Here is a 23,703-nt window from a genome sequence, read left to right as displayed (position 1 = left end):
TTAAAATAATCTGTAATTTTTATTACTTCATAGAAGCTTTTTATCAACAAAATATTTCTATTTATATTGTAAATTTTGCAAATAAAGAAATTCAACAAGAAGCAGTAAATCAATTATTTAATTTGAAAAATTAACAAGTGATATAAGACAAAAAAAGTGTTGAGATTTACAAATACATATAATTTTATGCTGACCTACTCAATTTTTAAATAATTTAGATAAATCTTTTATAAAAACTCAAACCCTATGATACAATAAGTATAGAGGTATACAAACCTTTATACTTATATAAATGAGTCCTTTTATAGAGTACCATAAATATTACAGAGAGTTACATATCAAAAAAGCTACCAACAAAGATAAGAAAGGAAATTATAAAATTTATCTTTTAAAATTTTATAAAAAGTTGACAACTAACAACATATTTAACTAAAAATCATTTTTTGTAAGTACTACATAATAGCCTCAAATTTAGATTTATTATAGAAATAACTCATTTTATATTAATTTGAAAAGAAAATTAACTATAATTCAAAACTTCAAACAAAAAGGAAAATATTTGAAAAAAATATTTTTATTGTTACTATTAATAGTATCATCAATATATGCTGAATCATTTAGTAAATCAAAAAAGATATTAAAGAATATCTATAAAGATAATCAAACAACTTTTTATTGTGATTGTAAGTATAACCCATCAAATAAAGATAATATGATTGATAGAGATAGTTGTGGTTATGTTCCAAGAAATGAATTAACTAAAAAGGGTAAAGTTAATGAAAGAGCCAATAGAATAGAATGGGAACACATTATGCCTGCTGAAAACTTTGGAAGACATTTACCTTGTTGGCGTGAAGACGGAAGAAAAGCTTGTAAAAAAGACCCTTTATTTAATAAAATGGAAGCAGATATGCATAATCTAGTTCCAGCAATTGGTGAATTAAATGCAGATAGAAGTAATTTAAGATATGGAGCTGATAAACCAAAAGTTGGAATGTATGGAGAATGTAAATTTGAAGTAGATTTTGATGCAAAGAGAGCCTATGTAAAAGATGATATAAAAGGGGATATAGCAAGAGCATATTTATATATGAGTAAAACATATAATATTAATTTATCAGACCAAGAAAGAAAATTAATGGAAGCTTGGGATAGACAAGACCCAATTAGTGAATGGGAAATTGAAAAAAATAAAAGAATTGAAAAGTATAAATAATATTATTCAATAAGGTAAAAATATTATAATTTTACCTTATTAAAATATTTTCTTAATGGCAATGATAAACACCAGTTTTATGGTCAGTATGACATCCAGCAGAATCTGTTCTACCAGAATGAGCAAATAAAGATGCTAAAATACCTAATCCTAAAATTACTAAAAATGTTTTTTTCATTTTAACTCCTTGTGTAAATTTTTTAATTGTATCATATAAATTAAAAAATGCATTAAATTATTATTGTATTTTATTTACAAATTGTTTCACAAGGAATTCCATCTTTATCTCTATCTAATCTTGTTAATCCACATTGCGTTAAATAAAACTTTGCTTCAGCACAACTTTTCATTTCTTTACAATATTTTTTTCCTTCGCATTTAAACCCTTGTTTATTATCTTCTTGTTTAGTTTTTTTACTTTCAGCAGAGAATAAAGAAACTGAAACTATCATTATTATAAAAATCTTTTTCATAAAGTAATTCCTTCGCATTTTCTAAATTTTAAAATTTATTTTTCACAAACTGGATTTTTAATATAAAAACCACATTCTCTGTTATCATTTATATATTCATTATCAATTTTTAAATCACAAGATAAATCTTCATAAATGGCTTTATTATCTTTACATACAAGAATCACAGTAACTTCATTTTCATACTTTACTTTTAAATCATAATCTTTAAAATTTTCCATTAGTATAGAATCTTTTTTGATAAGAAATTCTATTACATCATCTACTGCAATATCTCTTCTTTCTATAGCATTATTAGCTCTTTTAGTAAGGTTGTTTAAATTAGGTTTTAACTCAATTAAATCATCGTTACTTTTTAAACTACAACCGCTTAAACTAATTAATAAAATTATAAATAAAGTTTTTTTAAATGTTATTATTTTCATATCTCTAATCCTTATGCCCAATATTCTAATTTACCTGAAGATGTTCTACCATTATCCAAATTCCAATCTGCAAAATAGTCTAAATTAGTAACATCATTACCAAATACTGCTTCATCTAAAACCTTCCAAGTTTGTTGAACTTGAGATACTACTTTATTAAATATATCATCATAGTGCATAGTCTGATTTCCAGGTACTTTTAAATTTTCAATAAATTCTTTTATATTTACTTCTTCAAATTTAGGATATATTGCTCCAGAATCTAAACCTATTACATGTCTTGAAATAGTAGGAAAATTCTGAGTTTCTTCTATTGTTGATACCAGTGAATGAAATCTACGATGCCATGTATCAAATTCTGGTTTATTAATAGCATATTCATCAGCACTTAGAACTTCTAACATTTTCTCCCAAACTAAAGAAATTATTCTATTTAATTTATCAGTATCACCATTATCGCTACACTCTTTACCAAATAAAGATAATTGTTCAGTTTCAGAAATTTCTCCATAACCTGTAATTTTTTTATAAATATAAACATCCTGATGCATTTCACAATTTCTATGAGCTGATTCATTTCCTTCATAAGTACCTACTTTTAGCTCAACTACAGGATGAATAACAACATCTGTAACAATATGCCCAGCAAGACCACAGAGCCAAGCAAAAGCTTTTCTTTTATCCTCTTTATCTTTAATTACTTTAACTTCTTCAATACCTTTTAAAATGAAAGCTCTTGTTTTCATTTCTAAATGCATTAAATCTGCCCATTTTTTGTGTTTTTGAGTGATTGCAAGATATGGATAATCTGGACTAACCGAACCTAATTCTGTAAAAGTCGAATAATCCCCTAGTGAAATAAGCGACTCTTTACTAAAACCTAATTTTTCTAATTCAGTTTCAGTAAATGCTTTATTTACAACAGTTAAATGTGCATAAGCCCCTGCCATTATTTTCCCCTTGATGTTAAATATTAATTATACGAACTATTTAAATAAAATAACTTAGATTGACATTACATTATATCTAAGCAATCAAAGGATTGTCTTAAAAGCACAGAAAGTTCTTTTAAAATACATTTGTGAATTTTGTAAGAATGTTACACAATATACGCATTATTAATATTTACTTATATTAGTATGAGTTTATTGTGAAAATTTACTTAGATTAAACTTAGACAATAATATATTAATATTTTTATATATGAAATAATTGAATAGTAATTGAAATATATAAGCGCACTTACTAATCCAATTGTTCCCAATAATATCCTTAAATGTTTTCTTATAAAGCTTATTTCTTTATTATGATATAGATATAATAACTTAACAGCTGACATATCTCTTGGTCTTGCATCTTTAAACAAATATCTTTTGTAACAAAACTTTATTTTAATAGATTGAAATAAAAATATAAATATTAATATAGCCAAAGCAAAAATGTTATGTTCTAAAATAAATGATACTATACTAAAAATAGTATCTTTGAATCGTGTTAATATAATATCATTTTCAGGCTTTAAATTACTAAAGTTTTGATTGAATAATAAAGATAAAAAACCTACAATAAGAATTGCAAATGGAACCAAAGATTTTAAAAAATCAAAATAAGCACTTTTTGCTTTATTTATTAATTTGATAGACTCTTCATTTCTATCATTAAGCGTCTTAATTGATTTTAAAATATCATCTTCAAATGTTGTTATTTTATCTTTTTCAGTTTTTTCTAAATAAAGTTTTTTGTATACATTAGCATAACAATTAACACCTTCAGCATCAAATTTAAATGATGGTATAAGATTAGAACAAGGTAAAGTTTTTCTTTTTTGTTCAACTTTATCAAGTATTTTTATAAAATGTGTAATCTGATTCAATATTGTAGTTTCTTTATTAAATTCATCTATTGGAACAATTTTTAATATAGTATCAGATTTATAATGGTGATGAGAGTCCCCATGAATATCCATTTTTATCAATGTAAATAGCTGTTGCATAACTTCAACTTGTTCATCTTCTTGATCGAAAGAATTAATAAGATTTATTTCTTTTTTAATATTTTTTACTATTTTTAAATTGCTTAAAGTAATTAATCCCTTGAGTTCTATTTTGTACTCTACAGAAAAAGCATAAATAAAATTTGAATTATTTTTAGAAAAATAATTACTAAATTCTTTAAAATTATTGTCTATATCATCTTGATCTAAAGTTATTTTTGAATTAAGTTTTTTCAGCTTAGATACTTCATTAAATTTTAGGAATTTTTTGAAATCATTAGGTGTTAATGAGCATAGATATGCTTTCCCAATATATCCAGCATCTTTATAATTATCTGTTAATAAATGCTTTTTGTCTAATAAGTTTGGTGTTTCATTTTTTATATTATCAACAAGTTTGATATTATTTATAAATATTTGCTCATCATCATTTTTTAAATAACCGTATTCTTTGATTATTTTCTTTGTCTTAGCATTATTTGTTAAATTTCCAACACATCTTTTATAAATATTTTTTAAAGTATCAATATAGCTAGGAAGATCATCTTTTAAATCTAAACTATAGTTTATAACAGTAATATTAAAAGTGTTCTTATCATTACCATGATTAACTCTAAATCTAGTATCTTTACTTTGAGACAACCCAATTAAATTTGGTCTAATATATCCACTATTGTTCGGTATCCAACTTTTGTATTTACTTTTGTTTTTGTCTTCGATTTCATTTGAATCAATTTTGCTTACTAGAGGATTGTCAAAATTCATAGAAGGGTTAGAGAACTTTTACAGCCCCCATCCCCCACCATGAACTCTTTTTTGAGTTTTGTATTCTATATACAATTCTTCTGTATCATTATTTACTAAAGAACTTTTACTTCCAAAAGAAGTTTTAAGAAGTGCATTACTAGAAGTGTTTTTAACACTTTTAAAATCTGCATGGTTCTCAACCATATTTTTTGAAATTCTTATGATTTCAGTCGATGGATTTAACTTTCTACTTACAAACCAATCGATAAAACCAATAACTATAAAATATGTACTTACAATCATTATTGCATAAAATACATAGTCTAACAGTATATTTTCCATAACTTTCCTTATTATCATTTCTTACAAAAAAAAGTTGCGAATTGTATCTGTATTAACCTTAAACATAAGTTACAATTAACATAAAAAAACCTTAAATTTTATAATTTAAAGAAATTATTAATAATGTAAAAAGTCACTTTTTACTTAAGAAGTTATATAAATATGAATAACTAAAGTGTCAATAAAAGTTCAACTTATTACCAGAAAGTTATTATAGCAGAACAAAATTAATAGATAAAAATTATATTTAACATTAGCTATAATTGATATTATTTAATCAATTAAAATATATATTTAAGTTATAAAAGAATTTTTATATATATTATTAAAATTATTCTTTAAATATTAAGATATTTAGTTATTTTTGTTATCAATCTAGAATACCATTCCTTTATTTTGCTTTTATTTTCATCTTTAGGGTGTTCTAAAAAATCTTTGTTAAAAGTAAACTCTTCATAATTTTTTAGCCATCTTCCATTTTCATAAACAAAATTTCTTACTACTGATAAAATAATTGAAGTATCAATTTTGGAATAATCATTATCCCAAATAATTAAAGTACTCAATCCATCTACTAATAAATCTCGTTCTATTTCAATTAATATAAAATTTCTATTATTATATTCAATGGAAACAGCTAAATATTTTCTTTGTGTTTTATCATCAGCTAATTTAGCTTTTCTCCATTTCCTTTTTTTATTAATTTCATTTTCTGGCTTTTGAGGAAGATAATCTTCAAGTTGGATGTTAAAACTAAATTCTTCATTTTCTTTTGAACATTCAAATAACATATTTTTAAAATCTGTTAAATTTAAATATTCTCTATCATCATTATCAGGATTTTCATTTTCAATCAAGCCACCAGCAGTATTCTTATCACCATTTGATTCAGCATCTTTTGTACTTAAATCAATTTTTCTATCACTATTAAAATTTTCTTCTAACTGTGAAATATCTTCCTCATCAATATATTCTACAATTTTTATAATATCTTTAGATTTCAAATCTAATCTTTCCTCAAAGTCTTCAGATTCATTATTGATAGAAATAGGAGTAAAATCTTCTTTTGGTGTATTATTTGTAATCTTTTTAGATAATTTCTTTTTAGAAGCTTTTCTTTTTCTAACTATTCCTACTGGCTCATTTGTCTTATTTTTTCTTTCAATTTTAATGAATAAAGTTTCAAAATCATAAGTACTATCTTCATTTATAAATTTTAATACTAAAAATGAACCATCAGATAATATTTTAACTCTTGCATTTAAAGATATCTCCTCTATTATGGGAAAATCAACTTTGAGTTTCATCTCATTTGAATTATTTAAATAACCTTTTTCTTGTTTTATTAATTTTATTTCTTGTGCACTTGCTGTTAAATTTCTTCTAACTTGATGCCAAGAATTATTTGAATATTCATCTGTAGCATATCTATAGATATTTGAAGCATCATTTGTATTGGCATTTTGAGTTAATATAATTTCTTTATAGTTTAAATTTATATGTGTTATATCTTTATATAAACCTTTTAATATAGAGGATTCTTCTCTTAATGATGCCGATAAAATTTGTTTTGTCATTGATGGTGTTGTAAAATAAAACCATCTAGCAACTTCATAATGAGGAATATATACATTTTTATTTGTATTCTCATCTTTTAGAATGAAATAATATTGTCCTTGAATATGATATTTAGCATTAAAGTTATCAATTTTATTTGGAAAGTTTGGTAATACTAACTCTTGTCTCAATTCTGATATTTCAAATAATATTTTTGAATCAACCTTTTCTAAATTTAATAGTAAATTAACTTTTGTACCAGCGAATATATTAAGCTTCTTTTGATTATCAATAATTGAACCTATTGGAAAATTTGCCATATCTTTTAAATTTATATATACTAAGAAATATTCAGGATTCTCTTCTAGCATTTCTCTTAGAATTAAAGCTAATTTAAAATTTGTTTCTTGTTGATAAATATTACCATATGAAAAAACCACAACTCTTTTATCTTTTGGAAAATAAGTTAATGAAAATTCTTCTAATTCTAAATCAGGCATAACTATTCCTTGCTATCAAAATAATTTTATACAAAAATTTTAAATCTCTTAAATTAAAAGATATGAAATATTTAAATTATATTTATAATGTTATTCACATTAATAATATTTTAAAATTATAATAAATGATATTTACTTTAAGTTTAAATCTATAATTTTGTTAAAAAGATAGCCATAACCACCTAAAAATCATATTTATTTCATTTAAGTGTATTACGAATACTATTAAGATTATCTTAAGTTATAAGAAATTTTACAAACAACATATTATCAATATATTTAAAATAAATAGATAAAAATTCATTTAGTTAATTTTTAAGAACTTATTTTTTAACAGTGTACTTTCAAATTCTCATTATATTCTGAATATTTGCAACTTTTATTGAAAATTACATCCTCCACCAAATATAGAAGATTTTGTACTTGAATGATGTGGATTTCTAAAAGCTCTTATAGGGCTAAAATCAACATCTTTTAAATCAAGAGCTTGAAGTTTTGCCTTTTCAAGTATCTCTTCAAGATTCATAGGAGCTAAAATATATTGTAACCTTTTTGCTATCATTGATTTCCCACAACCTGGACTTCCTTCCATCAAAAAATTATGATTTCCAGCTGCACAAATAAGTGCTGCGTATTTCGCCATATCTTGACCTATAACATCTTTAAAATCTTCATCATATTTTTTATTATAAAAATATTGTTCATCTTTTATAGTTAAAACATGATATTTAATCTCCTCTTTTTTATACAAATAGTTATCTTTATCTTTACTTTTTACAAACTCTATTGCGCTATTTAAGGTATTTACAACATAAATATCGATATTTGGTATATTTCCTAATTTTTTAGCACTTTCCAAAGAGCTTACAACTCTTTTCAACTCTCCTTTTTTTGCCAAAGATAAAACTATTGCGAAAATATGACTTGTATCTTTTATTGTTCCATCAAGGGCTAGCTCACCAAAAAAGAAAAAATCATCAAATTCTATTTTGCTCTCATCAAATAAAGCAACTTGTAAAGCAATTGGTAAATCAAAATGTGAACCTTTTTTATTTAATTCACTAGGTGAGAGATTTATTGTTATTTTTAATGGTGGAAATTTGAAATTATTTAAAAGAAGAGAAGACTTTATTCTATCTTTTGACTCGTTGATGCTGGCACTAACCATGCCCACTATTGTAAAACTTGGCATCCCTTTTGTAAATGTTGCTTCAACATCAATAATTGTTGCTTCAATACTATCAAGTGTAGCAGATTTTATAATTTTCATACTTACTCTTTATCGTTTTTAAAATAGTACAATAATTTATTATATTATTGCAAAAAAACAAAATAATTATGATAAAATTTACTTCATGTCTTAATTCTGGAGGGAAATAGATGTCTACAAGCAAAAAATTATTTTTAACTATGTTTTTTAATGTTATGAGTTTAATCTTTATAATTTTAGTATCATTTTTTATTGCTAAAAAAAATATTGAAATTTTAATAAATAAAGATTTAGAAAGCGTAGGTTTATCAGTATTTAATTTAAGCTCTTTTTATGCAAAAAACAATCCTAAAGGATATGAAAACAAAGAGTTTAAAGATGCAATTAAAGAGATTAAAATTGGTAAAAGCGGTTATATATACTTTGTTGATGAATCTGGAAAAATAATAATTCATCCAACAATAGAGGGTAAAAATCTAGCTTCTTTAGATTTTATTCAAAAAATTATCAATAGTAATGATAAAAGCGGAATAGTTGAATACTACACTGATATAACAAATCAAGATAAAATAATATACTATAAATATATTCCTGAATGGAAAATGTGGGTTGTTCCAGGTATAAATAAAGAGGATTATGTAAAAGATATTTATGTTGAATTTTTCTACAAAATTGTTCTTCTGGGAGCATTCATAATTATTTTACAACTAATAATATTCTACTTAATAACAAGAGGAATTACAAAACAGATAAAAGATTTTTCATCTCATTTTAGAGAATTTCTTAGCTTCATCACTTATAAGCAAAATAGGATTGAAAAGAAAAAATTAGAGGGTAATTGTGAATTTTCAGTTATGACAAAAGATATAAATAGTGCAATTGATGAGTTTGATGATAAATTTAAGCATGATATGCGAGTAATAGGAGAGAGTGTTTTAACTTTTGATAAACTAAAAAAAGGTATTTTTAAATGTAGAGTAAACTCAAATAGTTCAAATCCAATGATAAACACTTTAAAAAATACAATAAATGATGCTTTAGATGATTTAGAAAATTATATGAGAGAGATAGAAAAAACTCTTATATCTTACACTAGCAATGATTATAAAGATAGAATTGTTATTAATAATAAGATTGCAAATCCATCAAGACTTTTAAAAGTTATTCAAAGTGTAAACTCTTTAGGTGATACTTTAGCAACACAAGCAAAAAATAGTTTAGAAAATGGTAGTTCTTTGGAGACTAACTCTAAAACTTTAAAAAACTCTATTGAAAATCTTACTTCAAAGATTACAAAACAGATTGAAAGTCTTGAAGAGACAACCTTAGCTGTAGAAAAAATATCAGAAATAACAAATAACAACTCAAAAAACACTACTTCCATGTCAAAATTAGCAGAAATTGTAAAACAAGCTGTTGAAGATGGTTACAATCTATCAAACAAAACAACTAAATCAATGGATGATATAAACGAAAAAGTTATAGCTATAAATGAAGCTATAACTATAATAGACCAAATAGCATTTCAAACAAATATTCTTTCATTAAATGCAGCTGTAGAAGCAGCAACTGCTGGTGAGGCTGGAAAAGGTTTTGCTGTTGTTGCAGGAGAAGTTAGAAATCTAGCAAACAAAAGTGCAGAAGCTGCAAATGAGATAAAAAAATTAGTAGAAATAGCAAATCAAAAAGCGCATGAAGGTAAAGATATATCAAATGAGATGCAAAATGGTTACAAAAATCTTCACACTCATATTACTGAAACTTTACAAATTATTCAAAATGTAAGTGATGCAGCAAATGAGCAGATGGTTGGAATAAATCAAGTAAGTCAAACTATAGTAAGCTTAGATCAAATATCAAAAGATAATCAAAAAGAGACAAATTTGATAAATGATATTTCAAATGTAGTATCATCTATGGCTATAGAAGTTTTAGAAGACGCAAAAAATAAAAAATTTTAAAATATAATTAAAATATAGGGGTATTTATATTATGAAAGAAGAAGAGACAATTTTAGATGATTATGCTTTTTTGGTTAGCGAAACTGATGAAAAAGGTATTATAAGGTTTGCAAATAGAGATTTTTGTAATATCGCTGAATATAATTTAGAAGAGCTAATAGGGAAACCTCACAATATTGTAAGACATAAAGATATGCCAAAAGTTGCTTTCAAAGATTTGTGGGAAACTGTTGCAAAAGGTAATATTTGGACTGGATATGTAAAAAATGCAACAAAAAGTGGTGGATATTACTGGGTTTTTGCAACAGTTTACCCTTTTTCATCTTGTGATGGAACAAAGGGATACTTATCTTGTAGGAGAAAAGCATCAAAAGATGAGATTGAAAAAATATCAAAACTATATGAAGTTTGGATAAATGAAGAAAAAAAATAAAAATTTTATTCTTTAAACTTTTGTTGATTAAAAAACTTATGGATATAATGCAACAAAAAATTAGGAATATATATGTCTGAACTTATTAATTGCCCAAGTTGTAATAACAAAATTCTATCAAGAATGGGTACAATATGTCCAAATTGTAAATATACGGTTGGATATTTCAATGGAGAGAAAAGAAGAAAGGGGTATGGAAGACTTTTTGCACTTACCATATTTGCACCATTTTTCTCATTTTTTACACTAGTTTTTGCTCAAATTAATTTTTATAGTTTTATTTTAGCAGTTATTGTGGCAATTTTTTTGGCAATTAAATCTTGTCCTATAAATTTTAAGACTGTTTTTGCTACAAATTTTGAAAAGCTGTTTTTTTGGAATATTTGGATTTTATCAAATATTTTTTTAAGTGTGATTATTTTTAATATTATTTCAAAAAGTATATAAGAAAAAATCTATTTTTTAGATTTTTTCCTATTTTTCCACTCTTTTTCAAATTTTTGTCGTTTTGTAAAAGATAGATTCTCAATAAAAACATGACCAGACAAATGCTCCATTTCATGTTGCCAAGCAACAGCTAAGAAATCTTCACACTCCATAGTCTGTTTTTCACCAAATCTATTAAAATACTCTACAACAATATGCTTTGCTCTTGTAATATCCTCATAAAAACCTGGTACACTAAGACACCCTTCTTGATATACTAATTCTCCATCTTTATGAGTAATTTTTGGATTTATAGCTTCAATTAAATCATTTTTATCTTGAATATCTTCTTCATTTATAGGATTTATAATTAAGACATTTAGTGGAACTGCTATTTGAATAGCTGCTAATCCTACACCAGAAGCTGCTATCATAGTTTCATACATATCATCCAAAAGAGTGTGAAGTTCGCTATTAAACTCCTCAACATCTTTTGATTTTGTTCGAAGTAATTTGTTTGGATATGTAATAATCTCTCTAATCATAGTTCTTCTTATTTATGTTTTTCAATAACTTCGTCTATAAGACCATATTTACAAGCTTCAGCTGCACTCATAAAGTTATCTCTATCAGTATCTTTTTCAATAGTTTTTACATCTTGTCCAGTTTGAGATGCTAAAATACTATTTAAAGTATCTTTTAGTCTTTGAATCTCTTTAGCTTGAATTTGAATATCCGTTGCTTGACCTCTAGCACCTCCTAAAGGTTGATGAATCATAATTCTAGAGTTTGGAAGAGAGTATCTCTTTCCTTTTGTCCCTGAACTAAGTAAAAAAGCGCCCATAGAAGCAGCTTGTCCAATGCAAATAGTACAAACATCTGGCTTGATATAATTCATAGTATCAAAAATAGACATTCCAGAAGTTACAACTCCACCTGGAGAGTTTATGTATAAATAGATATCTTTTTCAGGATCTTCAGCTTCTAAAAATAGAAGTTGAGCCACCACAGTTGAAGCAACTGCATCGTTGATTTCACCACTTAACATGATAATTCTATCTTTTAAAAGTCTTGAATAAATATCGTAACTTCTTTCTCCTCGACCTGTTTTTTCAACTACGTATGGTATATAACTCATTTTCTATCCTAAAATTATTTTTCTAATTTCTCATCAAAAAGTTTAGAGATAACTTTCTCTTCAATAATTGACATTTTAATTGCAGGTAAATATCCAGCTTCTTGATATTGTTTAATAACATTTTGTGGATTTTGACCCATTTGAAGTGCTTCAAAATATAAAAGTTGAGTAACTTCTTGGTCATTAACTTCAATACTCTCAGCTTTTGCTAAAGCATCGATAATAAACGTAGCTTTTACAGAGTTTGTAGCATCAGTTTTTAACTCTTCTTTAATCTCTTCTATTTTAGAAGGGTTCTCTTTTAACTCATTAATTTCAGCTTCACTCATAGATCTTATTTTACCATTTAATGCAAAGTTAATCTCTTGCTCAACTACAGTTTTAGGTAAAGCAAAATTGATTTTTTCAACTAAAGTATCTAAAAATTGTGGTTTTAACTCTTCTCTATAATAAGTTGCTTTTTCAGCTGCTACCATTTGCTCTTTTATTTTTTCTCTTAAAGTATCAATAGTTGCATCTTTTTCATTTGGAAGCATTTGTTTTGCAAACTCATCATTTAACTCACCTACTTTTCTCTCTTGAATCTCATGTAAAGTTACTTTAAATACAGCATCTTTTCCAGCTAAATCTTTTGCTTGATAATCTTTTGGGAATTGAACAGTAATATCTTTTTGCTCTTCATATTTCATACCAATAACTTGTTCTTCAAATCCTGGAATAAATGAACCAGAACCTATTTGAAGTGGGTATTTTTCAGCTTTTCCACCTTCAAATGCTACACCATCAACAAAACCTTCAAAATCAATCACAGCAAAATCACCATCTTTTACAGCTCTTTTTCTAGTAATTTTTTCTAATGGTGCTGATTGACTTGCAATTTCAGTAAGTCTAGCATCGATTTTTTCAATTCCAACTTCAATAGCTTTTACTTTTGGAACTAAAGATTTATAATCACCTAAATTTATTTGTGGTTTACAAGCTACAGAGATTTCTAACTCAACACTTCCATTATCTTTTTTCTCAAATTTAGAAATAGTAGGCTCTCCTATTAAATCTTCATTTTTAACATCAAGTTGTTTTAAACCTTCATCTAAAACTTTTCTAATAGCCTCACCTTGTGCATCTTCAATTAATTTATCTGCATATCTTTGTTTTACAACTGCAACAGGAACTTTTCCTTTTCTAAATCCTTGAACATTCATTGTTTTTGCAGCTTGAGCAGCTACTTTATCTAAGTTTTTTTCTATTAGCTCTTTTGAAATTGTTGCTTTAATCTCAACATTTGCTTCATCAACTCTATTTGCTTTAAATTCCATCAAATTTACTCCGAATTTTAATTTTAGCAAATATTTTATCTAATTTTTAATAAGGATTTTCTTTAAGTAACTATTTTGTTTTCAAACAAAAGATTAATAATCTTTTGTTTTTCTCATTTGAAGTAACTCTCTTTGAACAGAGATATTTATATCTTCATTTGCTTCAAAGTTTAATGAGTAGTTTCTGCCATCATAATCAACAGAATTTAAAATTATTTTCAAAGCTTCAAAACGAGCAAGCTGTTTATCATCACTTCTTATTATATGCCAAGGTGCACTTCTAGAAGTTGTACGTCTAAGCATTTCATATTTTTTTTCAGAAAATTCATCCCATAAATCTTGAGCTTGCATATCAACTTCAGAAAATTTCCACTGTCTTAAAGGATCATTTATTCTTCTATCAAATCTTCTTTTTTGCTCCTCTTTTGAAACAGAAAAATATAGTTTAATCAAAATCATACCCTGTCTTACTAAATCCTGCTCAAAATTTACAATATCTTCCATAAAAATTTCATGCTCTTCTGGTGTACAAAAACCAAAAATTGGCTCAACCATAGCACGATTATACCAAGATCTATCAAATAAAACTATCTCTCCACCTGTTGGAAAATGTTCAATATATCTTTGTAAAAACCATTGATTTCTCTGTGTTTCTGTTGGTTTACCAAGAGCTACAACTCTATAATGCTTATTATTCATATATCTTGTAATTCTTCTAATAGCTCCACCTTTTCCAGAAGCATCTCTTCCTTCAAAGATAATAATCATTCTTTTATTCTCTTTTTCTAACCAATTTTGAAGCTTTATTAATTCAATCTGATATGGTTTTAAAGATTGTAAATCATATATTTTTTGAATACCTTCAACTAAATCTTCATGTTTTACTTTTTTATACTCTCCTAAAATAGATTTTAGATAACTATTTTCTTCTTTTAATTTTTTTAACTCATTAGAGTCAATATTACTATTTTTAGAAATTACTTTTTTATCATCTTTAATTTCAATCTCATGAGAATTTTTTTGTATAGAAGATTTAAATTTTTCTATTAAGCTAATTGCCTTATTTAATGTAATGTTATCTCTTTTTTCATACCCCAAAACTTTAACATATCTTTTTTTATCATACTGAAATCTAGCAATATATTTTTTCCCAAAAATGGGATGATCATCTTTTGAAATATATAATCCACTATGAGTTGTTATATCAAAATCATTTAAATTCATTTTTACTCCTCATTTTCTCATTTCCTTCTTGCATATTTTCTATTTCAACTGCACCATTAATTAAAATTTTTCTATCAATTTTAAATATTGACTCATCTTTTGATTTTCTTCCATAATCAATTCCATTTAAAAGATGTCTAATACAATTTATTCTAGCTTTTTTCTTATTATCACTCTTAACAACAGTCCAAGGAGCTATTGGTGTATGAGAAGCCATAAGCATTGAAAACTTTGCATTTGTATATTTATCCCAAACTTTTTGAGCCTCTTTATCTATTGGAGATAATTTATATTGTTTTAAAGGATCATCTTCTCTTTTTTTAAATCTTCTCTCTTGCTCTTTTTTTGATACAGAAAAATAATATTTAAATAATATAATACCAGATTCTACAAGCATTTTTTCAAACTCTGGAACATCTTTTAAAAACTGTTCATGTTGTTCTTTTGTACAAAATCCCATAACAGGCTCAACACCTGCTCTATTGTACCAACTTCTATCAAATATAACTATCTCTCCAGAACTTGGGAAATGACTTACATATCTTTGAAAGTACCATTGAGTTTTTTCTTGTTCATTTGGTTTTTCCAATGCAACAATTCTAGCACCCCTTGGATTTAGGTGCTCAGTGATTCTTTTTATAGTTCCACCTTTTCCAGCTGCATCTCTTCCTTCAAAAATAATCAGAACTTTTAAACCTTTATCTTTTACATGATTTTGTAGTTTCAAAAGTTCAATTTGAAGCAGTGTAAGTCTTTTTTGATACTCTAAAGTCTCTTTTTTAATCCAAACTTGAACCTTTTGTTCTCCATCTTCCTCTTTTTCATTTAGTTCTTTTCTAGGTCTATTTTTATTAATTCCATGAGAGATATCTTCTTGTGTATCTATTTCTGAATTATCATCTTCAAATGCGTGTCTAACTAAGCTTCTATCGTGTCCCATATACTTTCCTTATGTAATTTTTATCAAGATAATTTTGATTTATAATCATTATAACCAAAGTTTTTTATAATTTTATAATTATTATCTTTAGTTTTTATAACAATTGATGGTAATTTTATACCATTAAAAGTGGTTGTTTTTACCATTGTATAATGAATCATATCTTCTAAAATTATCTTATCACCAACTTTTAAAGGTTCATCAAAAGAGTAATCTCCAATAATATCTCCAGCCAAACAAGTATTTCCACCTAATCTATATGTATATTTTTTCTCAAATGCTACTGCACTATTTCTAATCATTGCACGATATGGCATAGCTAAAGTATCGGGCATATGAGCTTCTGCACTAGTATCAAGAATTGCTAAATCCATTCCATTATTAACAATATCAAGCACAGTTGCTACTAAATAACCAGTTTGCCAACCAACTGCTTCACCTGGTTCCATATAAACTTCAAGATGAGGATATCTTGATTTGAAATCTTTTAAAAGATTAATCAATCCCTCAACATCATAATCAGCTCTTGTAATATGATGACCTCCTCCAAAATTTACCCATTTTAATTGAGAAAAATATTGAGAGAAATTTTTTTCAAAATTTGCTAAAGCACCCTTTAAAGCATCTACATTTTGTTCGCAAAGTGCGTGAAAATGGAACCCTTCTAGATATTGTAGTTGTGATTCATCAAAATTTGCTTTTGTAATACCAAGTCTTGAATTTGGAGCACAAGGATTATATAAATCTACTTCAACACTTGAATACTCAGGATTTAATCTCACTCCTAAAGATACTTTTTTAAAAGCTTTATCTTTATATCTTTTTAACTGATTAAATGAGTTAAATACTAAATGATTTGAGATAGATATAATTTCATCTATCTCTTCATCTTTAAATGCAGGGCTATATGTATGAACTTCTTTTCCAAACTCCTCTTTCGCTAAAAGTGCTTCATGAAGACCAGAGGCACAACAACCTTTAAGATATTTTTTACATAAATCAAAAGTTGAATACATAGCAAAACCTTTTAAAGCTAAAAGAATTTTAACTCCTGTCTCATCTTGAACTCTTTTTAAAAGTTTTAAATTTTTTTCTAAAAGTTCCTCTTCACAAACATATGCAGGGCTTGGAAGCTTATCAAAGCTATCAACTACTTCATAATTTTTATTCATAACTATTTCACATCAAGTTCAAGTATTTTCCAAGGAAGACCTTGAGTCATTAGCTCATCCATAAATGGTTTTGCATCAAACTCCTCTATATTAAATACACCTTTGTTTTTCCAAATACCTTTATATAAAAGTTTTGAACCAATCATAGCTGGAACTCCTGTTGTATAAGAAACTGCTTGTGCTCCAGTTTCTCTATAGCACTCTTGATGATCACAAACATTGTAGATGTAAACTTTTCTTGGTTTTCCATCTTTAATTCCTTCAATAATACATCCAATATTTGTTTTTCCAACAGTTCTAGGACCCAAACTTGCTGGATCTGGTAATAAAGTCTTTAGAAACTCTATTGGAATAATTTTTTGACCTTGATGTTCTACTGGCTCAATTCCTAACATTCCAACATTTTTTAAACAATTCATATGTTGAATATAAGAGTCTCCAAAAGTCATAAAAAATCTAATTCTTTTTAAACCTTTAATATTTTTAGATAATGACTCTAACTCTTCGTGATATAAAAGATATGAAGCCTTTACTCCAATTTCTGGATAGTCATGATCAACTCTAATTTCAAGTGGTTTTGTCTCAATCCACTCTCCATTTTCCCAATATCTTCCATTTGCACTTACTTCTCTAAGATTTATTTCTGGATTAAAGTTTGTAGCAAAAGCATAACCATGATCCCCTGCATTACAATCCATAATATCTATATAGTGAATCTCATCAAAAAGATTTTGCTCTGCATATGCACAAAATACTCCTGTAACACCTGGGTCAAATCCTGAACCTAAAAGTGCCATAATTCCAGCTTCTTTAAATTGAGCATCTCTTTCCCATTGAAGTTTATATTCAAACTTTGCTTCATCTGGATGTTCATAATTTGCTGTATCAACATAATCAACTTTACATTTTGTACAAGCATCCATAATTGTTAAATCTTGATATGGTAAAGCAACATTTAAAACTAATTTAGGATTTACTTTTTCAATTAGTTTAACAAGTTCATCAACACTATCTGCATCTACTTGTGCAGTATCTATCTTTACACCTTGATTTTTCAAAATATAATCTGCTATTGCATCACATTTGCTAAGAGTTCTAGAAGCTAATGTTATTTTTTCAAAAGTATCAATATTCATAGCACATTTTACAGTTGCAACTTGACTAACACCACCTGCACCTATTATCAAAATCCCTTTTTTACTCATTTTTAAAACTCCGATATTATTATTTTATGTTTAAATTATACAATTTTAAAATAAAAAAATTGATGAAACAAGTTAAATATTGAATTTAGTAACCATTTAATTACAAAATTAAATCTATTTTAATTTTATTCATATACAATACGGTTTTAAATTTGGGGATGACTTGGTATCGATTAGAGCAGTGAGTATAAGTTGCATGTCGGCCTGAACATGCCGTTACGCGGTTCATTTTTTTTAGACGCAAACAATACAAATTACGCTCCAGCTTACGCAAAAGCTGCGTAAGTTTAACAACTTATTGACTCGCCCAACGGCTTGAGTCTTCGGAGGCTAGCACTACAGATTCTATCTATGTAGGTAAATGCTGGTTCACAATAGATAGATTATCTTTGAGGAGTTGATTGAAACTTGAAGAGAAATTTTAAATCTTAGCTTTATGATTGCTTTTGGAAGTTGAGTTGTCATAGAGTGAAATTTTTCAACTTTGCTAAGCATGTAGACGCTTATATAAGCTGTTTTAAGACTGCGGTTCGATCCCGCACATCTCCACCAATTCTATAGATTTATATCATACAATATTAAAAAACTAAATTTCTCCTCTTAAATACGAATATAAAAGACCTAAATACTCATGAAATGCTAACTCAACTTTTTTTATATTTGTTCCACTAAAATATGATGATGGATATGTGCTTGTAAAGTATTTATGATTTGTTGGACTTTCTATAATATCTAAACCCTCTTTTTTAAATAACATTGATGCTCTTTTCATATGGCTTGCAGTTGTTACAAGAATTAGTTTTTTTCCATCTACTATTTTTTTACTCTCTATTGCCTCTTCTTTTGTATCTTTTGGAGTATCAAGTGTAATAATATCCGCTTCACTAACACCTAAAGATATAGCCAATCTTTTTTGCATTTGAGCATGAGAGTTTGGGTCATCAAAACTATATCCACTAACTATAAGTTTTGCATTTGATTCATTATTTTTTAAATTTTTATAATGTCTTATACCTTCTATTAATCTATTTATAGCTGTAGTATTTAACTCAGATGTAATAGCAAAATTTTCATTTGTTTTATGTCCATTTCCCAAAACTAAAATATACTCTATATCTTTTGGTGTATCTTTTAAAGATTGATGAGCATTTTCAAGTGGAGAAATTATCATATTTGATATAGTTTGATTTGATATTAATGCAAACCACAAAAAACTCAAAAATAAAAATATTTTTGCTTTTTTATAAGAGTTTTTTAGTAAAAAAACTAAAGCCAAAAGCAATAAGAAAAGTCCAATTGGTACAGGCATTAAAAAAGCTGCGATAATTTTTTTTAACAAAAACATCTATTCTCCTATTATTGCTGATGTATATCCAACAACTCGTGTTTTATCATTTGAAATATCAGCACTTGTGCAATAATGCAAAAGTTTTGTTTGAAGATTATTTTTAATTGAATATTCAATAATAGCTTCTAATCCAACTTTACCACAAGCCTCACAATTTTCAAAAGCTTTTAAATCTTTATTTGTTATTGCATTTAAACAAATTAAATCTAGTTTCATAGCATCTTGTTGTGAATAAAAATGGCTTAAATCACTACTTACAACCAAAAGTGTATCTTTTGATTTTAAAATATAATCAAACACTTTTTCTAAACTAAAATAATCAATATCTCCATAAACAATCTCAACAAAATCAATATTCCCAAAATAGTATTTTATAAAAGGAGCTTGAACTTCTGTTGAGTGTTCAAAGCTACACTCATCTTGAAAACTTAGAAAGTCAAATTTGTTTAGTAAATCTTTTGAATATTCTAAATCTATTTTTAAATTTCCAAAAAGAGTTTCATATTCGTTATAAAAACAGAGACTAGCTCCACTAAACCAAAATTTATGAGACGGTCCTACTACAACAACTCTTTTATAATTATTTAAACTAGCTATTTTATAAGCTTTATTTGCTGTAAATCCACTATAAATATATCCAGCATGAGGAACAATAATTGCATTTATATTTTTAAAACTATTTTTATCATCTTTGGTTTTATTAAATTTTTCAAAATAATCCAATAGCTCTTTTTTATTATCTGGATAAAAACAACCACTTACAACAGATTTTCTTACACTCATTTTATTTTCTCTACCTCATATTTATATACTTTTGGTTTAAAATTATCATCTACTTCAAATCCACCTTTATAGCATAAATGAGCAAAAAAATCATCAAAATTTGGTAACATATCCCAAACTTGTGGCAAAAAAGTACTTCTTTTTCCATCTTGCTCAATAATAACGCCATCTACATATGGTCTTATTTTTGATTTTAAATCTTCAAAATCTTTGTACTCTACTATAATAGGAGGTGTTAAAATGGATATTTCAATCTCTATTTTCTTAAACTCTTCAAAACTTAACTCTAAAAATCTTGGATCCTCAAAAGCTGCCATATATGCATTATTTACTAAATCATCAAATAAAGTTCTATTTGCTTCTAAACTTCCTATACAACCTCTTAACTCTTTATTTAAAGTAAGAGTTACAAAGCTTGCCCTCTTTTCATTTAAAAAGTTATTATTTTTTAATAACTCTTTTTTATCAATATTTATTTTATTATTAAATTTTCTCTCTATTGATTTTTTTGCTATATTTATTAATATATCTTTATTCATTGTAATCTCCAATTGTTTTATAAAACAATTACAATTTTAGTATAAATATGATTGATTATAATCAATAGAGCAATATTTTTTCTCATATATAATGCATTTAGATAAAAATATTTGAAGTAATAGGAGTAGAAAATGTTAGGTGAAGTAGTTAGGAATAGACCTGAAATTGCCTTGGATGATTTTTTACCTATATTTTTATCATCGTCTTTAGTACTTGTTTTTGGTGCTTTGTTTGTGGGTATTTATACTTTAGTAAAAATGGGTTATTTAAAAAAGTTTTATATGCCTTTTGCATATCTTTTTTGGATACTTCAAGCTTACTGTATGTATTTTATGGCTACAAGACTTCAAGTAGGAGATTTTGTTGGGAAAGTTTTATTTATCACTATGATAGCTTATCTTACTTTACCTCATCTTTATTACTATTTGAACAGCAAAGCAGAAGAAGAGTATGAAAATTAATAAAAAAGGGGGAAAGTAGCAATGTCTAAAAAAGTGTCTGTATGGACAGATAATCGTTTTTGGCAAAGATCAGCTGCTTGGGTTACTGGTGTAGCTGCCATGTTACTAATTTGGCTAACTTTTGACAGTATGAGTCAAATTAAAATGGGTTCGCAAGAGGATCTTAGTAGTGGGATAACAAAAAGAGTTCCATCTCCAACTGTTATAAACTATAAAGTTTCTTATGAGTTTAGCGAAAAAAGAGGTCACGAAGTACCTGTAATTGGAGAAAAAGAGAAATTCTTTGGAAGAGATGATTACAGCGAGGAAGAAGCTCTGGCTTTATTAAATTTGGGTAAATTAGCTTCTCAAACTAAAAACTGTATGAATTGTCATACTTTACTTGGAAATGGTGCATACTATGCTCCTGATTTAACTAAAGCTTGGCTTGATCCTATGTGGGATTCATATATGCTTAGAATGGGAAAAGCTTCAAAAGAAGAGGCTATAGCTGAATTTTTACAACATCCATCTGATAATCCATCAAATGAGAGAATGATGCCAAATCTTGGTATCACAGCAGATGAAGCAAAAGGTTTAGTGGCATTTTTAAAACATATGTCATCAATAGATACAAATGGTTTCCCTAGAAACTTTGGGAAAATCGAAGGAGGAATTCATGGTAGATAATATGAAATCTCAATCTAAACAGTTAGGAAAAATGTATTTTACAGTTGCAGCAATACTTTTTGGTGCACAAATACTATTTGGTCTAATTGCTGGGACTCAGTTTGTATATAGTGGATTTTTATTTGAACTATTGGATTTCAATGTTGCTAGAATGGTACACATAAATGCTTTAGTTGTTTGGCTTTTATATGCAATGATTGGTTCTGTTTACTATTTACTTCCTGATGAGACAAAAATAGAGACTGTTGGAATTGGTTTGGGAAAACTTGGATTTTATGTACTAACTTTAGCTGTTACAGTTGTAGTATTGGTATATATTTTAGTACAAGTAGGACCTGCAAATGAGCTGTCTATTTGGCTAATTCACGAAGGAAGAGAGTATATTGAAGCTCCTAGATGGGCTGATATTGGTATAGTTGTTGTTGTTTTAATCTTTTTAGCAAATGTTTATTTAACTGCAATAAAAGGTGAAAGAACAGGAATTATTACAGTTTTAATGGCTGACTTACTTGCTCTTGCTGGATTATATTTAGCTGGAATGTTTTATACAAATAATATCTCTATTGATCAATACTGGTGGTGGTGGGTTATTCACCTTTGGGTTGAAGCTACTTGGGAAGTATTTGTTGCCTCTGTTATTGGTTGGGCATTGATTAAAATAATTGGTGCAAATAGACAAATTGTTGAAATGTGGTTATGGATTGAAGTAGCAATGCTATTTGGTTCTGGAATTTTGGGAATCGGTCACCACTATTTCTGGATTGGAACACCTGAATATTGGTGGGAAATTGGAGCACTTTTCTCTGCACTTGAACCTGTACCTTTAGTTGCAATGTTTGTGCATGTAATGTATGACTGGGGGAAAGAGCAAGGATTACAAAAAGGTATCCATGGAAAAGCTCAAATGAATAATACTCCAGCTTTTTTATGGTTTTGTGCAAGTGCCTTTGGTAACTTTTTAGGTGCTGGTATTTGGGGATTTTTCCACACATTACCACAAATGAATATTTACACTCACGGTACACAATTTACATCAGCTCACGGTCACTTAGCTTTCTTTGGAGCATTTGCAATGGCAATGATTGCAATGTTTTATATGGGAGTTCAAGGTACTAAAAAAGAGTTAAAGATGACAAGTCTTACAAAATGGGGATTTGCTTTAATAACTATTGGGGTTGTTGGAATGACAGTAGCTTTAACTATCGCTGGATATGGTCAAGTTATGATTGAAAGAGCGCAGTTTGGTGCGACTTGGGAAGCATATTTTATTGGTCAAAGCAGTGTTTGGTTTAAACAGGCTATGGGTTGGAGATTAGTTATGGGTCTTGTTACATTTGTAGGTTTCTTATTTTTAGTAATTGATTTACTAACAATAAAAAATGCAAAAATAAATCAAGAATCATAAAAGGAGGTAATTATGTTTACAGAATTTACAGATATTGTTCCAAGTTTTTTTGGATGGTTAAATCAAGGTCCTATGACTTTGACACTATTTTTACATGGAGCAATAGTTCTTCCAATGTATTTTATATACAAACAAGAGAAGAAAAGATTAGAGAGTGAAAATAAAGGCAAGTAAAGTTTTATAGTGGTAAAGCACTATAAAACTTACTAAACTATTGTT

At 27.0% G+C, this 23,703-nt stretch carries 26 protein-coding genes and 1 other RNA gene; 9 read left to right on the top strand and 18 right to left on the bottom strand.

The genetic code is table 11. The annotated features are described in order from the left end of the window. Window positions 1-559: 559 nt before the first annotated feature. Window positions 560-1,216 carry an endonuclease gene (locus AC5LG6_RS05445; RefSeq protein WP_498585904.1) on the top strand — a complete coding sequence of 219 codons (657 nt, stop codon included), beginning with the start codon at window positions 560-562 and terminating at the stop codon, window positions 1,214-1,216. Window positions 1,217-1,268: 52 nt separating this feature from the next. On the opposite strand, the gene AC5LG6_RS05440 is transcribed toward AC5LG6_RS05445, so the two are convergent. From AC5LG6_RS05440 to AC5LG6_RS05405, 8 genes are all read right to left on the bottom strand, one after another. Beyond that, window positions 1,269-1,394, bottom strand: a complete 126-nt coding sequence (locus tag AC5LG6_RS05440; RefSeq protein ID WP_260960301.1) for a YHYH domain-containing protein — start codon at window positions 1,392-1,394, stop codon at window positions 1,269-1,271. A gap of 70 nt (window positions 1,395-1,464) precedes the next feature. Continuing rightward, window positions 1,465-1,689: an excalibur calcium-binding domain-containing protein gene (locus AC5LG6_RS05435; RefSeq protein ID WP_260960302.1), complete on the bottom strand. Its 225-nt coding sequence runs from the start codon at window positions 1,687-1,689 to the stop codon at window positions 1,465-1,467. A gap of 35 nt (window positions 1,690-1,724) precedes the next feature. Continuing rightward, the gene (locus AC5LG6_RS05430) at window positions 1,725-2,114 is read right to left on the bottom strand and encodes a hypothetical protein (protein ID WP_498585903.1); all 390 of its coding nucleotides are present in this window, start codon (window positions 2,112-2,114) and stop codon (window positions 1,725-1,727) included. A gap of 11 nt (window positions 2,115-2,125) precedes the next feature. Then, on the bottom strand, window positions 2,126-3,064 hold the full coding sequence (locus AC5LG6_RS05425) for a zinc dependent phospholipase C family protein (RefSeq protein WP_260960304.1): 939 nt from the start codon (window positions 3,062-3,064) through the stop codon (window positions 2,126-2,128). A gap of 212 nt (window positions 3,065-3,276) precedes the next feature. After that, on the bottom strand, window positions 3,277-4,872 hold the full coding sequence (locus AC5LG6_RS05420) for a hypothetical protein (RefSeq protein WP_498585902.1): 1,596 nt from the start codon (window positions 4,870-4,872) through the stop codon (window positions 3,277-3,279). Between the two features lie 18 nt (window positions 4,873-4,890). After that, entirely contained in the window at window positions 4,891-5,196 is a 306-nt protein-coding gene (locus AC5LG6_RS05415; RefSeq protein WP_260960306.1) for a hypothetical protein, read from the bottom strand. 338 nt (window positions 5,197-5,534) lie between these two features. Beyond that, complete coding sequence (locus AC5LG6_RS05410) at window positions 5,535-7,253, bottom strand: Tn7-like element transposition protein TnsE (protein ID WP_498585901.1); 1,719 nt, start codon at window positions 7,251-7,253, stop codon at window positions 5,535-5,537. A 379-nt stretch (window positions 7,254-7,632) separates the two neighbouring features. Then, a complete protein-coding gene (locus AC5LG6_RS05405) occupies window positions 7,633-8,523 on the bottom strand; it encodes a magnesium chelatase domain-containing protein (protein ID WP_498585900.1) in 891 nt (296 codons plus the stop codon). A 110-nt stretch (window positions 8,524-8,633) separates the two neighbouring features. Here AC5LG6_RS05405 and AC5LG6_RS05400 point away from each other — a divergent pair, with 110 nt between their 5' ends. From AC5LG6_RS05400 to AC5LG6_RS05390, 3 genes are all read left to right on the top strand, one after another. Then, window positions 8,634-10,424 (top strand): methyl-accepting chemotaxis protein, encoded by a 1,791-nt coding sequence (locus tag AC5LG6_RS05400; RefSeq protein ID WP_498585899.1) that lies wholly within the window; start codon window positions 8,634-8,636, stop codon window positions 10,422-10,424. Window positions 10,425-10,455: 31 nt separating this feature from the next. Further along, entirely contained in the window at window positions 10,456-10,857 is a 402-nt protein-coding gene (locus AC5LG6_RS05395) for a PAS domain-containing protein (protein WP_081560801.1), read from the top strand. Window positions 10,858-10,929: 72 nt separating this feature from the next. Beyond that, the gene (locus AC5LG6_RS05390) at window positions 10,930-11,304 is read left to right on the top strand and encodes a hypothetical protein (protein WP_066347059.1); all 375 of its coding nucleotides are present in this window, start codon (window positions 10,930-10,932) and stop codon (window positions 11,302-11,304) included. An 8-nt stretch (window positions 11,305-11,312) separates the two neighbouring features. Here AC5LG6_RS05390 and def read toward each other — a convergent pair whose 3' ends face one another. The 7 genes from def to AC5LG6_RS05355 all read right to left on the bottom strand — a co-directional run bounded on the left by def (window position 11,313) and on the right by AC5LG6_RS05355 (window position 18,278). After that, on the bottom strand, window positions 11,313-11,828 hold the full coding sequence (def, locus tag AC5LG6_RS05385) for a peptide deformylase (protein ID WP_066163997.1): 516 nt from the start codon (window positions 11,826-11,828) through the stop codon (window positions 11,313-11,315). An 8-nt stretch (window positions 11,829-11,836) separates the two neighbouring features. Next, window positions 11,837-12,421 carry an ATP-dependent Clp endopeptidase proteolytic subunit ClpP gene (gene clpP / locus AC5LG6_RS05380; protein WP_066153896.1) on the bottom strand — a complete coding sequence of 195 codons (585 nt, stop codon included), beginning with the start codon at window positions 12,419-12,421 and terminating at the stop codon, window positions 11,837-11,839. Window positions 12,422-12,435: 14 nt separating this feature from the next. After that, window positions 12,436-13,737, bottom strand: coding sequence for a trigger factor (gene tig / locus AC5LG6_RS05375; RefSeq protein ID WP_498585898.1), 1,302 nt, complete (start codon window positions 13,735-13,737; stop codon window positions 12,436-12,438). A 93-nt stretch (window positions 13,738-13,830) separates the two neighbouring features. Further along, window positions 13,831-14,961, bottom strand: coding sequence for a polyphosphate kinase 2 (gene ppk2 / locus AC5LG6_RS05370; RefSeq protein WP_498585897.1), 1,131 nt, complete (start codon window positions 14,959-14,961; stop codon window positions 13,831-13,833). Next, complete coding sequence (gene ppk2 / locus AC5LG6_RS05365; RefSeq protein ID WP_434257232.1) at window positions 14,948-15,901, bottom strand: polyphosphate kinase 2; 954 nt, start codon at window positions 15,899-15,901, stop codon at window positions 14,948-14,950. The genes ppk2 (AC5LG6_RS05370) and ppk2 (AC5LG6_RS05365) overlap by 14 nt, the downstream gene beginning before the upstream one ends. A 23-nt stretch (window positions 15,902-15,924) precedes the next feature. Continuing rightward, on the bottom strand, window positions 15,925-17,073 hold the full coding sequence (nspC, locus tag AC5LG6_RS05360) for a carboxynorspermidine decarboxylase (protein ID WP_498585896.1): 1,149 nt from the start codon (window positions 17,071-17,073) through the stop codon (window positions 15,925-15,927). A 2-nt stretch (window positions 17,074-17,075) separates the two neighbouring features. Further along, the gene (locus AC5LG6_RS05355; protein WP_109066277.1) at window positions 17,076-18,278 is read right to left on the bottom strand and encodes a saccharopine dehydrogenase family protein; all 1,203 of its coding nucleotides are present in this window, start codon (window positions 18,276-18,278) and stop codon (window positions 17,076-17,078) included. A 154-nt stretch (window positions 18,279-18,432) separates the two neighbouring features. Between AC5LG6_RS05355 and ssrA the strand changes: the two genes are divergently transcribed. Beyond that, window positions 18,433-18,830: a transfer-messenger RNA gene (ssrA, locus tag AC5LG6_RS05350) on the top strand. A 34-nt stretch (window positions 18,831-18,864) separates the two neighbouring features. Here ssrA and AC5LG6_RS05345 read toward each other — a convergent pair. Genes AC5LG6_RS05345 through amrA form a run of 3 tightly spaced genes read right to left on the bottom strand, consistent with a single transcriptional unit; the run spans window position 18,865 to window position 20,948 of the window. Beyond that, a complete protein-coding gene (locus AC5LG6_RS05345; protein ID WP_498585895.1) occupies window positions 18,865-19,623 on the bottom strand; it encodes an ElyC/SanA/YdcF family protein in 759 nt (252 codons plus the stop codon). Beyond that, the gene (amrB, locus tag AC5LG6_RS05340; RefSeq protein WP_498585894.1) at window positions 19,624-20,409 is read right to left on the bottom strand and encodes an AmmeMemoRadiSam system protein B; all 786 of its coding nucleotides are present in this window, start codon (window positions 20,407-20,409) and stop codon (window positions 19,624-19,626) included. It abuts the gene before it with no gap. Beyond that, on the bottom strand, window positions 20,406-20,948 hold the full coding sequence (amrA, locus tag AC5LG6_RS05335) for an AmmeMemoRadiSam system protein A (RefSeq protein WP_498585893.1): 543 nt from the start codon (window positions 20,946-20,948) through the stop codon (window positions 20,406-20,408). The genes amrB and amrA overlap by 4 nt, the downstream gene beginning before the upstream one ends. Before the next feature lie 132 nt (window positions 20,949-21,080). On the opposite strand from amrA, the gene AC5LG6_RS05330 reads away from it, so the two are divergent. From AC5LG6_RS05330 to AC5LG6_RS05315, 4 genes are read left to right on the top strand one after another with little or no spacing between them, the layout of a single operon-like run. After that, window positions 21,081-21,410 carry a hypothetical protein gene (locus AC5LG6_RS05330; protein WP_066153920.1) on the top strand — a complete coding sequence of 110 codons (330 nt, stop codon included), beginning with the start codon at window positions 21,081-21,083 and terminating at the stop codon, window positions 21,408-21,410. A gap of 21 nt (window positions 21,411-21,431) precedes the next feature. Further along, window positions 21,432-22,079: a c-type cytochrome gene (locus AC5LG6_RS05325; protein WP_498585892.1), complete on the top strand. Its 648-nt coding sequence runs from the start codon at window positions 21,432-21,434 to the stop codon at window positions 22,077-22,079. Next, on the top strand, window positions 22,069-23,484 hold the full coding sequence (locus AC5LG6_RS05320) for a cbb3-type cytochrome c oxidase subunit I (protein WP_066153926.1): 1,416 nt from the start codon (window positions 22,069-22,071) through the stop codon (window positions 23,482-23,484). Before AC5LG6_RS05325 ends, AC5LG6_RS05320 begins: the two co-directional genes overlap by 11 nt. Window positions 23,485-23,496: 12 nt before the next feature. Beyond that, window positions 23,497-23,658: a hypothetical protein gene (locus tag AC5LG6_RS05315; protein WP_164071313.1), complete on the top strand. Its 162-nt coding sequence runs from the start codon at window positions 23,497-23,499 to the stop codon at window positions 23,656-23,658. The last annotated feature ends 45 nt before the right edge of the window (window positions 23,659-23,703 follow it).

It is taken from the genome of Arcobacter thermotolerans (genome assembly GCF_983172305.1).
Note: the sequence above shows the minus strand (reverse complement) of the source record. Positions and strands in the feature narration are given on the sequence as shown.

Bases quoted from the DNA above. Each gene is read 5' to 3' on its own strand.
- amrB (WP_498585894.1), bottom strand. From the start codon at position 20,409: ATGAGTGTAAGAAAATCTGTTGTAAGTGGTTGTTTTTATCCAGATAAT.
- AC5LG6_RS05390 (WP_066347059.1), top strand. From the start codon at position 10,930: ATGTCTGAACTTATTAATTGCCCAAGTTGTAATAACAAAATTCTATCA.
- tig (WP_498585898.1), bottom strand. From the start codon at position 13,737: ATGGAATTTAAAGCAAATAGAGTTGATGAAGCAAATGTTGAGATTAAA.
- AC5LG6_RS05415 (WP_260960306.1), bottom strand. From the start codon at position 5,196: ATGGAAAATATACTGTTAGACTATGTATTTTATGCAATAATGATTGTA.
- AC5LG6_RS05410 (WP_498585901.1), bottom strand. From the start codon at position 7,253: ATGCCTGATTTAGAATTAGAAGAATTTTCATTAACTTATTTTCCAAAA.
- AC5LG6_RS05425 (WP_260960304.1), bottom strand. From the start codon at position 3,064: ATGGCAGGGGCTTATGCACATTTAACTGTTGTAAATAAAGCATTTACT.
- AC5LG6_RS05315 (WP_164071313.1), top strand. From the start codon at position 23,497: ATGTTTACAGAATTTACAGATATTGTTCCAAGTTTTTTTGGATGGTTA.
- AC5LG6_RS05325 (WP_498585892.1), top strand. From the start codon at position 21,432: ATGTCTAAAAAAGTGTCTGTATGGACAGATAATCGTTTTTGGCAAAGA.
- AC5LG6_RS05400 (WP_498585899.1), top strand. From the start codon at position 8,634: ATGTCTACAAGCAAAAAATTATTTTTAACTATGTTTTTTAATGTTATG.
- amrA (WP_498585893.1), bottom strand. From the start codon at position 20,948: ATGAATAAAGATATATTAATAAATATAGCAAAAAAATCAATAGAGAGA.
- AC5LG6_RS05355 (WP_109066277.1), bottom strand. From the start codon at position 18,278: ATGAGTAAAAAAGGGATTTTGATAATAGGTGCAGGTGGTGTTAGTCAA.
- AC5LG6_RS05430 (WP_498585903.1), bottom strand. From the start codon at position 2,114: ATGAAAATAATAACATTTAAAAAAACTTTATTTATAATTTTATTAATT.
- AC5LG6_RS05405 (WP_498585900.1), bottom strand. From the start codon at position 8,523: ATGAAAATTATAAAATCTGCTACACTTGATAGTATTGAAGCAACAATT.
- ppk2 (WP_434257232.1), bottom strand. From the start codon at position 15,901: ATGGGACACGATAGAAGCTTAGTTAGACACGCATTTGAAGATGATAAT.
- def (WP_066163997.1), bottom strand. From the start codon at position 11,828: ATGATTAGAGAGATTATTACATATCCAAACAAATTACTTCGAACAAAA.
- AC5LG6_RS05320 (WP_066153926.1), top strand. From the start codon at position 22,069: ATGGTAGATAATATGAAATCTCAATCTAAACAGTTAGGAAAAATGTAT.
- AC5LG6_RS05440 (WP_260960301.1), bottom strand. From the start codon at position 1,394: ATGAAAAAAACATTTTTAGTAATTTTAGGATTAGGTATTTTAGCATCT.
- AC5LG6_RS05420 (WP_498585902.1), bottom strand. From the start codon at position 4,872: ATGAATTTTGACAATCCTCTAGTAAGCAAAATTGATTCAAATGAAATC.
- AC5LG6_RS05395 (WP_081560801.1), top strand. From the start codon at position 10,456: ATGAAAGAAGAAGAGACAATTTTAGATGATTATGCTTTTTTGGTTAGC.
- clpP (WP_066153896.1), bottom strand. From the start codon at position 12,421: ATGAGTTATATACCATACGTAGTTGAAAAAACAGGTCGAGGAGAAAGA.
- AC5LG6_RS05345 (WP_498585895.1), bottom strand. From the start codon at position 19,623: ATGTTTTTGTTAAAAAAAATTATCGCAGCTTTTTTAATGCCTGTACCA.
- AC5LG6_RS05330 (WP_066153920.1), top strand. From the start codon at position 21,081: ATGTTAGGTGAAGTAGTTAGGAATAGACCTGAAATTGCCTTGGATGAT.
- AC5LG6_RS05435 (WP_260960302.1), bottom strand. From the start codon at position 1,689: ATGAAAAAGATTTTTATAATAATGATAGTTTCAGTTTCTTTATTCTCT.
- nspC (WP_498585896.1), bottom strand. From the start codon at position 17,073: ATGAATAAAAATTATGAAGTAGTTGATAGCTTTGATAAGCTTCCAAGC.
- ppk2 (WP_498585897.1), bottom strand. From the start codon at position 14,961: ATGAATTTAAATGATTTTGATATAACAACTCATAGTGGATTATATATT.